9 protein-coding genes are annotated in these 14801 nt (G+C 67.3%); 7 read left to right on the top strand and 2 right to left on the bottom strand.

Annotation, left to right across the window (positions count from 1 at the left end; translation table 11 throughout):
* Positions 1-46: 46 nt before the first annotated feature.
* Positions 47-766 (top strand): tRNA (adenosine(37)-N6)-threonylcarbamoyltransferase complex dimerization subunit type 1 TsaB, encoded by a 720-nt coding sequence (gene tsaB, locus ACCQ03_RS15720; RefSeq protein WP_057677682.1) that lies wholly within the window; start codon positions 47-49, stop codon positions 764-766.
* The gene (locus ACCQ03_RS15715; protein WP_209225538.1) at positions 763-1680 is read left to right on the top strand and encodes an ADP-ribosylglycohydrolase family protein; all 918 of its coding nucleotides are present in this window, start codon (positions 763-765) and stop codon (positions 1678-1680) included. Before tsaB ends, ACCQ03_RS15715 begins: the two co-directional genes overlap by 4 nt.
* A gap of 345 nt (positions 1681-2025) precedes the next feature.
* Here ACCQ03_RS15715 and tolA read toward each other — a convergent pair whose 3' ends face one another.
* On the bottom strand, positions 2026-2901 hold the full coding sequence (gene tolA / locus ACCQ03_RS15710) for a cell envelope integrity protein TolA (protein ID WP_209225536.1): 876 nt from the start codon (positions 2899-2901) through the stop codon (positions 2026-2028).
* On the bottom strand, positions 2898-3848 hold the full coding sequence (gene gshB, locus ACCQ03_RS15705; RefSeq protein ID WP_209225533.1) for a glutathione synthase: 951 nt from the start codon (positions 3846-3848) through the stop codon (positions 2898-2900). The genes tolA and gshB overlap by 4 nt, the downstream gene beginning before the upstream one ends.
* 236 nt (positions 3849-4084) lie before the next feature.
* On the opposite strand from gshB, the gene pilG reads away from it, so the two are divergent.
* The 5 genes from pilG (at position 4085) to ACCQ03_RS15680 (ending at position 14794) form a co-directional block, all read left to right on the top strand.
* Positions 4085-4486: a response regulator gene (gene pilG, locus ACCQ03_RS15700; protein WP_209225531.1), complete on the top strand. Its 402-nt coding sequence runs from the start codon at positions 4085-4087 to the stop codon at positions 4484-4486.
* A gap of 17 nt (positions 4487-4503) precedes the next feature.
* The gene (locus ACCQ03_RS15695; protein ID WP_209225528.1) at positions 4504-4866 is read left to right on the top strand and encodes a response regulator; all 363 of its coding nucleotides are present in this window, start codon (positions 4504-4506) and stop codon (positions 4864-4866) included.
* Positions 4866-5396 carry a chemotaxis protein CheW gene (locus ACCQ03_RS15690; protein ID WP_017158584.1) on the top strand — a complete coding sequence of 177 codons (531 nt, stop codon included), beginning with the start codon at positions 4866-4868 and terminating at the stop codon, positions 5394-5396. Before ACCQ03_RS15695 ends, ACCQ03_RS15690 begins: the two co-directional genes overlap by 1 nt.
* A 39-nt stretch (positions 5397-5435) precedes the next feature.
* A complete protein-coding gene (locus ACCQ03_RS15685) occupies positions 5436-7472 on the top strand; it encodes a methyl-accepting chemotaxis protein (RefSeq protein ID WP_017155561.1) in 2037 nt (678 codons plus the stop codon).
* Between the two features lie 113 nt (positions 7473-7585).
* Positions 7586-14794: an Hpt domain-containing protein gene (locus ACCQ03_RS15680; protein WP_209225524.1), complete on the top strand. Its 7209-nt coding sequence runs from the start codon at positions 7586-7588 to the stop codon at positions 14792-14794.
* The last annotated feature ends 7 nt before the right edge of the window (positions 14795-14801 follow it).

Genomic DNA, 14801 nt, shown 5'->3' with positions numbered 1-14801 from the left:
TTGCACCTTCCCGGCCAGTTCCGGGTCCTGGTCCCGGCTTTCTTCCATGAACATCCTCGCCTTCGAAACCTCCACCGAAGCCTGCTCCGTTGCGCTGCACGTGGATGGACGCGTGATCGAGCGCTTCGAGCTGGCACCGCGTCGCCACGCCGAACTGGCCTTGCCGTGGGCCGACGCGCTGCTGGCCGACGCCGGCATCACCCGGCGTCAGCTCGATGCGATCGCGGTCGGCCGCGGGCCTGGCGCCTTCACCGGCGTGCGGCTGGCGATCGGCATTGCGCAAGGCATCGCGCTGGCGCTGGATCTGCCGGTGCTGGCGGTGTCCACGCTGCAGGTGCTGGCCTTGCGCGCGCCGGCCGAAGCGAGCCTGGTGCTGGCCTGCATCGATGCGCGCATGGGCGAAGTCTATGCCGGGGTATTCGCGCGCAACGAGGAAGGGCTGCTGGAACTTGTCCCGGAGCGCGTGTGCACGCCCGACGCGGTGCTCATGCCCGAGACGGCGCAGCGCGTGGCCGGGGTGGGAACCGGATTTGCGGCCGCCGACGGACTGCTGCAGCAGCGTCTTGCCGCGCAACTGAGCAGCGTCGATGCCAGCGCCTTGCCGCATGCCGCCGATCTGCTCACGCTGGCGGTGCCCGCGCTGCAGCGGGGCGAAGGGCTGGCGCCGGAGCGTGTGGAGCCAGCGTACCTGCGCGACAACGTTGCACTGACACTGGCCGAGCAACAGGCCGCACGCGCAGCGAAGGCCGCCGCCGCCGCGCCATGACACACGGCGATCTCGAACGCGCGCGGTTTCGCGGCTGCCTGCTCGGCCTGGCGGTCGGCGATGCGCTGGGCACCACGCTGGAATTCCAAGCGCCCGGCAGCTTCACGCCGATCGACGACATGCACGGCGGTGGTCCGTTCGCCCTGCGTGCAGGGCAGTGGACCGACGACACCTCGATGGCGCTGTGCCTGGCGCACAGCCTGCTGCACCGGCAAGGCTTCGATCCCGCCGACCAGATGAATCGCTATTGCAACTGGTATCAGCACGGCTACCTCAGCAGCACCGGCCGCTGTTTCGATATCGGCAACACCGTGCGCCAGGCGCTGGAGCGCTATCTCGATGGCGGCCCCGCCTTCAGCGGCAGCGCCGATCCGCGCGCGGCCGGCAATGGATCCCTGATGCGGTTGGCGCCGGTGGCGATGTACTACGCGCATCGCCCCGACAAGCTGGGCGAGCGTGCCGCCGACAGCTCGCGCACCACCCATGCCGCCGCCGAAGCACTGGACGCCTGCCGGTTGTTCGCTGCCCAGGTGCGGGCCGCCTTGCTCGGCGCAACGCGCGAGCAGGTGCTGCGCACGTCGTGCGAAGGAATGGTCTCCCCGGCGGTGCATGCCTTGGCCGCGCGCGACCACGCCGCGGTGCCGGCAGCGCAGATTCGCGGCACCGGCTACGTGGTCGACGCGCTGTCGGCCGCACTGTGGTGCTTCGCCACCACCGACACATTCGCCGATGCAGTGCTGCGCGCGGCCAACCTGGGCGACGATGCCGACACCACCGCGGCGATCTGCGGCCAGCTCGCCGGCGCGTTCTACGGTGTCGAGGGCATTCCCGCCGCCTGGCGCGAACGCGTGCAGGACGCAGACGAAATCATGGCCTTGGCCGACCGGTTGCACGCCGCGGCGCAGGTGGCCTGAGACACCGGTCACCGCGGAGCTGCCACGCCATCTGCTGCATGCGGCAAATGACGCAATCGGCCATGCCGTTGCGCGGTCTAGGTGGATGTGCAAGCTAATCGCGGGTCGTCGTTGCCAGCCTGCTGCTGCACGTGCGCGCCGCTATGGCACCTTGGCGCTGTGCAGGCGTACAAGGCGGTGACCAGGCCGCGCAGGGCCGCTGGCCTGGCGTCCACGCTCGGTCCAGGGGCATCACGGCACGAGGAGGGTGCGCCGCAGCGGCGCTGATCCTGCGCTTATATGTTCTGTCAGCCCGGTGCCGCTCGGCTGTGGTGCCTTGCATCGGGCGGTGAACGCCCGCGGGTGTCAGCGGTCGTCGTGCAGCTCGCCACCGGGCAGGAACAGCCAGGTGCGCGTGACCTGCAGGATGTCCACATCGTCCTTGGTCTTGGGCAGGGGCGGAAACGGCTGCGCCAGTTGCACCACGCGCAACGCGGCATCGTCCAGCAACGGAACCCCGCTGGAAACCAGCACGCGGCTGCTTTCCACGCTGCCGTCGCGGCGCACGCCTACGCTGATGACCACCTTGCCGCCCAGCCGGCGGCGGCGGGCATCGTCCGGGTAGTTCAGGTTGCCGACGCGCTCGGCGCGGTCCACCCAGGCACGCAGGTAGTTCGCGTATGCATATTCGCGGGTACTGGCCGAGACGAACTTGCGGTTCGGGCGCTTGGCGTATTGTTCCGAGCGCAGATGCACCTCGGCAGCGAGCCGGGCCATTTCGGCATCGCGCTGGATGCGCTGCGCCTCGGCCGGGGTGAGCGGATCGGTCTGCGGATTCGGCTGCGGCGTCGGCACGGCCTGTTCGCCACGCCGGCTGGTCACCACGCGGGTTTGGGTGGGCTCGGGCGCGTTTACGCTGGTGGCGCGTTGCGCCTGTGGCGCCAGCCCGGTGCGGTCCTGCGGCACCACGCCTGGCTGGTTGTCCCGGGGGCGCTGTGCGGTGTCGTGATCGCCGCCGCCCTGCTGGTTCGCCTGGGCCAGGAAGTCGGCCTGCTTGGGCGTCAACGGCGCGCTGGTCTGGCTGAAGATCACATCCAGCGTCGGCACCAGTGGCGCGTCCTCGCTGACCGCAAAGCCCACCCCCAGGATCAGCACGCCATGCAGCAGCAGCGAGATCACCAGCGTCATCATCAGCCGGCGACCGTCGTCCATCGGTGCCGGCAGGGCCGCGGCCGTGCTCATTGCGCGGCGCCGGCCTCGATTGCGTCGAACAGCAGCCCGGCGATGTTCAGGCCGAACTGCGCATCCAGCTCGCGCACGCAGGTGGGGCTGGTGACGTTGACCTCGGTCAGGTAATCGCCGATCACGTCCAGGCCGACGAAGCGCATGCCGCGGCGGCGCATTTCCGGGCCCACCTGCGCGGCGATCCAGCGGTCGCGTTCGGACAATGGCCGGCCTTCGCCACGCCCGCCGGCGGCCAGGTTGCCGCGGAATTCGTCGCCCTGCGGAATCCGCGCCAGGCAGTAATCGACCGGCTCGCCGTCCACCAACAGGATGCGCTTGTCGCCGGCAGTGATGTCGGGGATGAAGCGCTGCGCCAGGGTCAGCTTGCGGTTGCCGTCGGTCAGCGTTTCCAGGATCACGTTGAGGTTGGGGTCGCCGCTGCCGCTGCGGAAGATCGAGCGTCCGCCCATGCCGTCCAGCGGCTTGAGCACCGCCTGGCCATGTTCCAGCACGAAAGCCTTGAGCGCGGCCGCATCGCGGCTGACCAGGGTCGGCGGGCAGCATTGCGGAAACAGCAGTGCGGCCAGCTTCTCGTTGTAGTCGCGCAGGCCCTGCGGGTCGTTGACGATCTGCGCGCCGGTGCGTTGCGCCACGCTCAGCACCTGGGTGTCGTAGACGAACTCCGCATCCACCGGCGGGTCCTTGCGCATCAGCACCACCTGGCCGGGCCCGAACGCCAGTTCGGCGAACTCGCCCAGCGTGAACCAGCCGGTCTTGTCCTCTCGCACGCTCAGCGGCGCCACCTGCGCCACCGCGCGCCCTTCGCGCAGGCTGAGCCCGCCGGGGCGCACGTAGTGCAGGCGGTGACCACGGTGCTGGGCTTCCAGCAACATGGCAAACGTAGTGTCTTTGGCGATCTTGATGGAGGCGATGGGATCCATCACCACAACGACGTCGAGCGACATGGGGCTAAACCTTTCGAACAAGCTGCCGATGGTAACTTCAAGCGATGGGCGATGGCGCGCCCGGTGGGTCGTAGTGCGCGACTTGCCGGCCGGGACGCACCCAGACGTGGTCGGAACGTCCGCCTGGCGGGGCCCCGGCAATGCGCCCTTGACAGTCGATGCGGGTCTTGGGATATACATGCAGTTTCGTAGCGACGTCGGAAGGGATGAAGCGTCGCGCGCCCGGGGATATTTGCATGAGTGAAAACATTGCTGCGGGTGGGGAACTCGCAGGACTGAAGGTGATGGTGATCGATGATTCGAAAACCATTCGCCGCACCGCCGAAACGCTGCTGAAGCGGGAAGGTTGTGAAGTAGTGACAGCAACGGATGGTTTCGAGGCACTGGCCAAAATTGCGGACCAGCAACCTCAGATCATTTTCGTCGACATCATGATGCCGCGCCTGGATGGGTACCAGACGTGCGCGTTGATCAAGGGCAACCAGCTCTTCAAATCGACGCCGGTGATCATGTTGTCGTCCAAGGACGGCCTGTTCGACAAGGCACGCGGCCGCATCGTCGGTTCCGAGCAATATCTGACCAAGCCGTTCACCCATGAAGAACTACTGAGCGCGATCCGCACGTACGTCCACGCCTGACCAGGGGGAAAGGCAACATGGCTCGAATTATATTGATCGAGGACTCGCCCACCGACAGGGCAGTCTTCAGTCAATGGCTGGAAAAAGCAGGCCATACGGTCGTCGCCACCGATAATGCAGAAGAGGGGCTTGAGCTGGTTCGCAGCCAGGCGCCCGATATTGTGCTGATGGATGTGGTGTTGCCCGGCATGAGCGGCTTCCAGGCAACCCGTGCTCTCGCACGCGACCAGGCAACCAAGGACATTCCCGTGCTGCTGGTCAGCACCAAGGGCATGGAAACCGACAGGGCCTGGGGTCTGCGACAAGGTGCTAGCGACTACATCGTCAAGCCGCCGCGCGAAGACGATCTGATCGCGCGCATCAGACAATTGGTGCGTTGATGCGCTCTCCATTCGACATTCTCGAAGACTACGAGCGCCGTAGTCTTGCGCACGCCACGCCACTGCCGGAACGCCAGTTCTCGGCCGATATCTGGCGCGGCGTGGGGTATCGCGTCGGGACCCGGCGACTGGTCTCGGACTTCCGCGAAGTGGCGGAAATCGTGCCGATGCCGCCGGTCACTCCGGTGCCGGGCGCACAGCCCTGGCTGCTGGGCGTGGGCAACTTGCGCGGCAATCTGTTCCCGGTGATCGACCTGAAGCAGTTCCTGGAGGGCCGTCGCACGGTGCTGCAGGAAGGCCAGCGCGTGCTGATCATGCGTCAGGCCGGCGGCGACGTCGCGCTGACCATCGATGAGCTGTACGGCCAACGCAGCTTCGAGCAGGTCCAGGCGGTGGAACCCGGCGAGTTGGCGCAAGGCCGCTACGCCCATTTCATCGACCGTGCCTTCCGCAACGAGACGCAGGACTGGGGTGTGTTTTCCCTGGCGTTGCTGTCGCGCACTCCTGAATTCCGGCAGGCCGCGGCCTAAGCCGCGACCCCGCCACGTCATACAGATCGAGGTCGAACCATGAGTACCGCCCCGGACGCCCGCAAGACCAACAAGCTCGGCAGCGTCAGCACCAGCTTCTGGCTTGGCTTGCTGGTGTTGTCGATGATCGTGTTTGGCGCCAACACCGGCGTCGCGACCTGGCAGGGCAGTCGTCTTGCCGGTGCTGGCACCGGCGCGGCCGACTTGCAGGTGCTCTCGCAGCAGCTGGCCAACCAGGGCCGCGAAGCGGTGTCCGGCGACGCCAAGGCCTTTGCCGCCTTCAAGGAAACCAAGGGCCGCATCGACAGCACGGTCAGCGAACTGGATGGCCGTTACGGCCAGGAAAGCTCGATCGCCAGCTCGATGGCGCAGCTCAAGGCGACCTGGGTGCCGCTGAGCAAGAACGCCGATCAGGTCATCGCCAGCGAGCCGGCGGTGCTGGGTTTGGCCGGCAACGCCGAACGCTTCTCCGGCAGCGTGCCGCAGCTGCAGGCGCAGTTGAACGAAGTGGTGCGCGCGATGACGGTCAGCGGCGCGCCCGCCTCGCAGATCTACAACACGCTGCAGCAGGTGGTGGTCGCCGGCACCATGGCACGCCGGGTCACTGAAATGCGCGCCGGTGGTGCCAATGCGGCCGCCTCGGGCGACGCGCTGGCACGTGACTCGGTGGTGTTTACGCAGATGCTCGAAGGCCTGCGCACGGGCAACGAAGAACTCGGCATCGCCGCGGTGCGCAACCCGGCCGCGTTGTCGGCGCTGGAGCAGTCGCAGGCGCAGTGGACGACGATGAAGAAAGACGTCGACGCCATCCTCGCCAGCTCGCGCAACCTGTTCGCCGCACAGTCCTCGGCCGCCGCACTGACGGCTGGCTCGGGCAAGATGCTCGACGACAGCAAGAAGCTGTTCGATGCCTTCTCGGCGTTCGGTTCGGTGCGCGACACGCGCCTGTTCCCGAACTTCTGGCTGGGCGTGGTGTCCGGCCTGGTCGCGCTGCTGGCGATCATCGGCTTCGTGTGGAGCTCGGTGCGCGTGCGCACCCGCGAGCAGGACGTGCGCTACCAGTCGCAGGTGGAATTCAACAGCCGCAACCAGCAGGCGATCATGCGGTTGCTGGACGAAATCAGCTCGCTCGGTGAGGGCGACCTGACCGTGAAAGCCTCGGTGACCGAGGACATGACCGGCGCGATCGCGGACGCGATCAACTACGCCGTGGACGAACTGCGCCACCTGGTGACCACCATCAACGACACCTCCGCGAAGGTGGCCGTGTCGACCCAGGAAACCCAGGCCACGGCCATGCAGCTGGCCGAAGCGGCCGGCCAGCAGGCCAACCAGATCACCACCGCCTCCGAGCGCATCAGCGAAATCGCCGCCAGCATCGAACAGGTGTCGCGCAACTCCACCGAGTCGGCCGAAGTGGCGCAGCGCTCGGTGGTCATCGCCGCCGAGGGTGCCGGCGTGGTGCGCGAGACGATTCAGGGCATGGACCAGATCCGCGACCAGATCCAGGAAACCTCCAAGCGCATCAAGCGGCTGGGCGAATCCTCGCAGGAGATCGGCTCGATCGTGGAACTGATCAACGACATTTCCGAGCAGACCAACATCCTGGCGCTCAACGCCGCGGTGCAGGCAGCGTCGGCCGGCGAAGCCGGTCGCGGTTTCGCTGTGGTGGCCGACGAAGTGCAGCGCCTGGCAGAACGCACCTCCAGTGCGACCCGACGCATCGAAGGTCTGGTGCAGACCATTCAGGCCGATACCAACGAAGCGGTCAGTTCGATGGAACAGACCACATCTGAAGTGGTGTCCGGTGCGCGCCTGGCCGAAGACGCCGGCACCGCGCTGACCGAAATCGAGCGCGTGTCCAACGCCTTGAACAACCTGATTAAGAACATCTCCATCGCTGCGCACCAGCAGTCGGCCGCAGCGACGGATATCACACAGACCATGGGCGTGATCCGTCAGATCACCAGCCAGACATCGCAGGGTGCGGAGCAGACGGCCGAATCGATCGGCAACCTGGCTCAGCTCGCTGCCGATCTGCGCCGTTCGGTCGCCGACTTCAAGCTGCCGGCGTGACCACGACGCGGAACGGGAAAGGATCAGCAGATGGCGCGTAGTAGCGTTACGTCGATGCAGGAAGTGACCGGTTGCCGCGCTGGCGGCGAGTCGGTCGTAGTCAGGGGGCTGCAATGAGCGCGCTTCGCGATGCGATGAGTCACGCCGCACTGGGCTGGGTCAAGCCAGAGCTGGACGAGACGTTGCGCCAGGCGCGCAACGAGATCGAATACTTTGCCGAAGAACCCTCCGACACCAGTCGGATGCGGTTCTGCGCCGGCTACCTGCACCAGGTGCAGGGCACGCTGCGCATGGTCGAGTTGTATGCGCCGGCGATGGTGGCCGAAGAGCTCGAGCTGCTGGCCCAGGCCGTGCAGGCGGGCGAGGTCGCCGACCGCGACGAAGCCTGCGCGATGCTGATGCGCGGCACCGTGCTGCTGCCCGATTACCTGGAGCGCTTGCAGAACGGTCACCGCGACATTCCGATCGTGCTGTTGCCGCTGCTCAATGAAATCCGTGCCACCCGTGGCCAGCCGGGTCTGAGCGAAAGCGTGCTGTTCGCGTTCGACCCGCAGGCCGGTGTTGCCACCGAGGCCGAGCTGGATCATGCGCGCGGCAGTCTGAGCGGGCGCAATCGCGAGTTGCTCGACACCGTCGGCAACGCGGTCAAGGAAGAACTGCTGCGCGTCAAAGACGCGCTGGACCTGCATTTGCGCACCGGCGGGGAGATCGGCGAGCTGCAGACCCAGGTCAACGATCTGGGCAGCGTTGCCGACACCCTCGGCATGATGGGCTTGGGCGTTGCGCGCAGCGTCGTCGTGCAGCAGCGCGATGCGTTGGCACGCGTGGTCGATGGCCAGACCCAGATGGACGAAAGCGTGCTGCTGGATATTGCCGGCGCGCTGCTGTACGTGGATGCGTCGCTGGACGATCAGGTCGCCAGCCTCGGCGCCGACCCGGGCGACGGCACCGAAGTCAGCAACAGTGCCAACTCCTCGGAAGTCCGCCGCACGGTCGATGTGCTGGCGCAAGAGGCGATCGCCAACTTCGGTGCGGCGCGCGAACATTTCGTCGCCTTCATCGAAACCAACTGGGACCACGCGCGTCTTGCCGAGGTGCCGCACCTGCTCGGCGAAGTCGGCGGTGCGTTGCGCATTCTCGAGCTGCCGCAGGCTGCCGATTATCTGGAAGGCGTGCGTCGCTACGTCGATCTGGAATTGATCGGCAAGCAGCGCGTGCCCAGCGGACGCCAGCTGGATACCCTGGCCGATGCGATGGCCAGCCTGGAGTACTACCTGGAAGCCCTGCGCGAGCGCCGTCCCGGCCGCGAAGAGATTCTGGATATCACCCGCAACAGCCTGGAAACGCTGCGTTACTGGCCGCTGCCGTCGGGCCAGCCGTCCGATTTGCCGGTCGGCGCGGACCAGCCCGGCAGCGCGGCCGAGCCGCAGCCGGTGGCCGCCCCGCCGTTGCAACACGCCGATACGCCGCAGGCCGCCAACGATGCGGCGGCCTTGCCGTCGCTGGAATGGGCGAACGAAACCGTCGTCGAGACGCCGTTCGCTGCCAGCGTGGTGCACGACACCGGCGCTGCCGCGACCGATACGGTGTTCTCGTTCGACCCGGTCGCCGCCGAAGAAACCGTCTCCGGCCAGTCGCACGTGCCGTTCACCGTGGCGCCGCTGGATCTTTCGGGCGACGGCGCGCAGGCGCCCGGCGACTGGCATCTGGAAACCACGGAGCAGGCCGCGCCGATCGCCACCTCTGCGTTCGACCCGGTGTCGGCCGAGCAGGATGGCAACGAGGCCACGCAGGTCAGCTACACGGTGGATCTGAGCGCGCTGGAGCAGGCACACGCCGCCGAGCCGCAGGTTGCCGAGGACGCGCCGCTGCAGATCGAGCAGATCGACCTGCCGGGCGACGCCGATCAGACCGACGCACCGTTGGATTTCATCGCCGAGAACGCAACGCGCCGCGCGCAGACCAGCATCGAAGATGCCTTCTCGCCGCCGCCGAGCCCGCCGCAGGAATTGGATGACCCGTTCGTCGAGCCGGCACAGGAGCCGCAGGACACTCCGTCCGAAGCAGCATCCGAGCCGGTCGCCCCGCGCGTGCAACAGGCGGTGGTCAGCGAGTTCGAGCTGGACGACGCCTCGGCTGCGTTCCTGGCCCAGCTCGATGCAGCGGCCGCGCAGTTCGACGTGGAGCGTCCGCAGGCACCGACAGTGGCAGCCGATGCGCAGATCGCGCAGGCAGGCTCTGAACCGGTGTCCAGCGAACCTGCGCAGGAGGCTGCCGACGCCGGCATTTTCGGCGGCTTCGGCGACAGCGATATCGACGACGATATCCGCGACGTGTTCCTGGAAGAATTCGACGAAGAGCTGGTCAACCTGGGGCAGCTGTTGCCGGTGTGGCGCGCCGCGCCCACCAACCCGGAAACCCTGCGCCCGATCCGCCGCGTCTTCCACACCTTGAAGGGCAGTGGGCGTCTGGTCGGCGCCAGCGTGCTCGGCGAGTTCAGCTGGAAGATCGAGAGCATGCTCAACCGCGTGCTCGATAATTCGCGGCCGGCCAGCCCGGCGGTCGTGTCAATGGTCGAACTGGCCTACGAGGTGTTGCCGCAATTCAACGCCGCGCTGCGCGACCAGGGCCGCATCAGCGCCGATCTGCCTGAAATCCAGGGCATTGCCGAGCGCGTTGCTGCCGGCGAAGAGGTCTACTACGTGCCCGCAGCCGTGGCACCGGTGGCCGAGGCCGCGGCGATTCCGGCGGCAGCCGCAGGCGTGTTCGCCGCCAGCGGCGGAACCCCGGCTTCGGTGGACAGCGTGCTGCGCGAGATCCTGGAAGCCGAGGTCGCCACGCATCTGGACACGGTGAACGGGTGGCTGCAGGCCAGCCAGGCCGAGCCGCAGTTGGCGACCGAAGAAGTACTGCGCGCCGTGCACACGATGAGTGGCGCGTTCGCGATGACCGACGTGCCGGAAATCACCTTGGTGACGACGCCGGCCGAAAGCTACGTCAAGCGCTTGCTGGCCGCCTCGGTCACGCCGTCGGCGGAGGGGCTCGAAGCACTCACCGCCACCGCTGCTGCGATTGCCACCACGGTGACCGCGCTGCGTGCCGATGCGCCGTTGATTCCGTCGTTCGCACCGTTGACCGAGCGCTTGCGCGCGCTGGTGGACAGCTTGCCGGAAGCGCAGTGGCCTCCGCAGGTGTTCCTGGACGAGTTGGACGATGTCGACGCTCCGAGCGCCACGGTAGGCGGCAGCGCTGCCTCGGTCGAACTGACCGGTGCGCAGGATCTGTCGCAGTACCTGGATGCCGGCGCACTACCGTCCGACGCCCTTGTATTGGCGCAAGGTGCCGAAGACGCGCAGCCGCAGCCGGACGATGCGCCGATTGCCGTGGACGAGTTGGCCGAGGCCGAAGCCGAGCATGATTCGGCACTCGCACTGGACGCGCCTGCACCGCATGCGCTCGACGATGCCGGCCATGCCGCCATGCACGAAGATGCCCACGCCGCTGCCGAGTCTGTGCCTGCATCGAGCGACGACGCACTGGTACCGGTTGCCGAATCCGAGCAGCTTGCCGATGCGCTGCACGGCGATGCTGCGCCAGACGACGCGGCAGACCGGGCCGCATCGCAGGACATCGACGCACACGACCTGCCGGCCGACGAGCCGCTGGTCGAAGCCGAGGCCTGGGATGCCACCGAACTGCAGCATGCGCAGACCGCACCGCACGATCACGTACCGGGCGAGCACGCGGCAGAGGTGCCGAGTGAGGCATCTGCTGAGGTTGTGTCGGGCGAGCACGACGCCGATGCGACCAGCACGCACGCCGACAAAATTGCGGTAGACGAGCTGGCCGATGCAGAAGCTGTCTTGGGCGATGCGCAGACGCTGGCTGCAGCCGATGCCGAGCAGGCAGTGGACGCGCACGCACAGCAGGTGCCCGCGCACGACGATCAGGTTGCAGCAGACGCTGACGAGGCGGTCGAGAGCATCGAAGCGCTGGAGGCCGTGCACGCCGACGCTGCGTTGGCTGATGACGCCGATGCAACGACCGCGGAAGACTGGACCCCGGAAACCGCAGCGCTGGACAGCGTGGCGTCCGATCAGTCTGGCCACGACCACGCCGACACGCAGGAACAGGCAGGCGAGCAGCCGGCAGACCAGGCGGCGCAGCACAGCGATGCAGCATTGCCGCATGCAGGCGAGCCGTATGCGGGCGAGCAGCAAGCGCTGGAAGAAGCCGCGCAGCTGGGCGAGCACGCAGAGGTGGAAGCGCACGCATCTTCGAATCAGCAGATGGATTCGGGCGATGATGCGTCCGCCGATGCGCAGCAGCACGTCCATGAGCAGGTGCCGTCTGATCAGGACGTCGAGGCCGGGGAGCAGCTGCAAACGCATGCGCATTCCGACGAACGCGCGGGCGTCGTCGAGCACGCGACGGACCACCAGGACGCCGAAGCCGCGCATTCCGAAGCCGAGCACCTGGCAGCCGAGCAGACCGAAGCCGCGCATTCCGATGCAGAGTACGCAGGCGCCGACCATGTTGACGCCGCGCAGACCGATGCGGATGTGCTGCCCGATCACACTGTCGAATCGGTGCAGGCATTCGAAATGGCGCATGCGGCCGATCAGGTGGAAGAGGCCGGCGATCGGCAATCGGACACTGCGCCGGCGCTATACGACACGCAGGCTGTCACCGCCGACGACGCGGCGCAGGCCGATGCGCAGGCCGCGGTCGATGTTTCTGCCGTGGGCGATCACGCCGAGCGCGAAGAGCAGTTCGACGGCGCAGGACACGCAGCGCACGCCGAACCAACGGAAGCCAGCGACCACGCCGGTGCCGATCAGCAGCATGCCGCCGACTCCGCAGATCAGCACGCAACCGACCGCAGCGCCGACGAGCCGGAAGACACCACCACCGCTGCGTTCAGCGCCCCGGTCGAAGATGCGGCGCGTGCCGCTGCGTCCAGCAACGATATCGGCGCGGCATTCGATGCCGGCCCGCTGAACTTCGATCAACTCGACGGCGAGCTGGTCGACATCTTCGTCGAAGAAGGTCGCGACCTGCTGGACCATTGCGATGGCCTGATCGCGCGCATGCGCGAAGTGCCGGGAGACCGCGATGTCCTCAACGGACTGCAGCGCGATCTGCACACGCTCAAGGGCGGTGCGCGCATGGCCGGCATCAACGCCATCGGCGATCTCGGTCACGCGATCGAATCGCTGCTCGAAGCCGTGGCGGCCAACCGCACCGACATCGATCGCGACGACGTGCGTCTGTTCGAGCGTGGCTTCGACCGCCTGCATCAGTTGCTGACCCGCACCGGCATGCACCGTGCGGTGACGATGCCGACCGATCTGGTGGAAGCCTTCGAAACCCGTACCCGTGGCCGCAATGCCGCACCGCCCAGCGACGCCGATGTCCGCGCGATCGCCAAGGCGTCGGTGGAACCGGCGCCGCTGTCCGCCCCGGTTCCGGTGGACGGCCAGGCCGAAGAAGACTTCCTGCCGCGCGTGCAGCAGGAACAGGTGCGCGTGCGTGCGGACCTGCTCGACCGTCTGGTCAACCACGCCGGCGAAGTGGCGATCTACCGCTCGCGCCTGGAGCAGCAGCTGGGCGCGTTCCGTGGCGCCATGGGCGAACTGGATCGCACCAACGCCCGTCTGCGCGATCAGTTGCGACGTCTGGATCTGGAAACCGAAGCGCAGATCGTGGCGCGTTATCAGCGCGAACAGGACCAGGGCGATCGCACCTTCGATCCGCTGGAACTGGACCGCTTCTCCACCCTGCAGCAGCTCAGCCGCGCCCTGAACGAATCGGCGGCCGACTTGGGCGGCTTGCAGGGCGTGCTGGAAGACCTCTCGCGCCAATACGACGGCCTGCTGCAACAGCAGTCGCGCGTCAGCTCCGAGCTGCAGGACGGCCTGATGCGTGCGCGCATGGTGCCGTTCGATGGCCTGGTGCCGCGTTTGCGTCGTGTGGTGCGTCAGGCGGCCAGCGACACCGGCAAGCAGGTGCACCTGGTGCTGGAAGGCACCCAGGGCGAACTGGATCGCAACGTGCTCGATCGCATGGTCGCGCCGCTGGAACACATGCTGCGCAACTCGGTGGCGCACGGGCTGGAAACGCCCGAGCAACGCCGCGACGCCGGCAAGCCGGAAGAAGGCAGCATTGCGATCCGTCTGCGCCGCGAAGGCTCGGAAATCGTGCTGGAAGTGGCCGACGACGGTGCCGGGCTTGACCGCGAGGCGATCCGTCGCCGCGGCGAGGAGCGCGGCCTGATCGAACCGGGCCAGGAGCTGAGCGAGGCCGAACTCGACAACCTGATTTTCGCCTCCGGTTTCAGTACCTCCGAGCAGGTCAGCCAGTTGGCCGGCCGCGGCGTAGGCATGGACGTGGTGCGCAACGAAGTGCGTCAGCTCGGCGGCTCGGTGGATATCCACTCGGTACGCGGGCAGGGCGCCACTTTCACCTTGCGTCTGCCGCAAACGCTTGCGGTCACCCAGGCGGTGTTTGTCCGCATCGGCGAAACGACGTTCGCGGTGCCGGTGGGTTCGGTCAGCGGTATCGGCCGCATTTCGCGCACCCGTTACGAGTCGGGCGAGGGCGGATATCACTACGCCGGCGAAGAGTACGTGTTGCACGACCTCGGCTCGTTGGTCGGCCAGGCCGCCGCGCGTGCCGATGGCCAGGCGCAGGTGCCGTTGCTGTTGGTGCGTGCGGGCGACCTGCGCGCGGCGGTGGCCATCGATCAGGTGCTGGGCAACCGCGAAGTCGTGGTCAAGCCGGTGGGCCTGCAGATCGCCTCGGTGCCGGGCATCTACGGCGCCACCATCACCGGCGATGGCCGCGTGGTGGTGATCCTGGACGTCGCCCCGCTGGTCCGTCGTTTCCTGGCCCAGCCGGCGCGTCCGTCGCTGGAAACACAGGCCGAAGCGCAGCGCCAGGTGCCGTTGGTGATGGTGGTCGACGATTCGCTGACCATGCGCAAGGTCACCAGCCGCGTGCTGGAACGCCACAACCTGGACGTCACGACCGCACGCGACGGTGTCGAGGCGCTGGAGCTGCTCGAAGAGCGCGTGCCCGACCTGATGCTGCTGGATATCGAAATGCCGCGCATGGACGGTTACGAGCTGGCGACCGCGATGCGGGCCGACCCGCGCTTCAAGGCGGTGCCGATCGTGATGATCACCTCGCGCAGTGGCGAGAAGCATCGCCAGCGTGCCTTCGAGATCGGCGTGCAGCGTTACCTGGGCAAGCCTTACCAAGAGTTGGATCTGATGCGAAACGTGTATGACCTGCTGGGGATCGCCCGTGTCCGAGACTAATGGCGCA

This window comes from Xanthomonas sp. NCPPB 3569 (assembly GCF_041475645.2).
Classification (GTDB): Bacteria; Pseudomonadota; Gammaproteobacteria; order Xanthomonadales; family Xanthomonadaceae; genus Xanthomonas; species Xanthomonas phaseoli.
The sequence above is the reverse complement of the archived record's forward strand: the minus strand, read 5'-3'. Positions and strand labels throughout refer to the sequence as shown.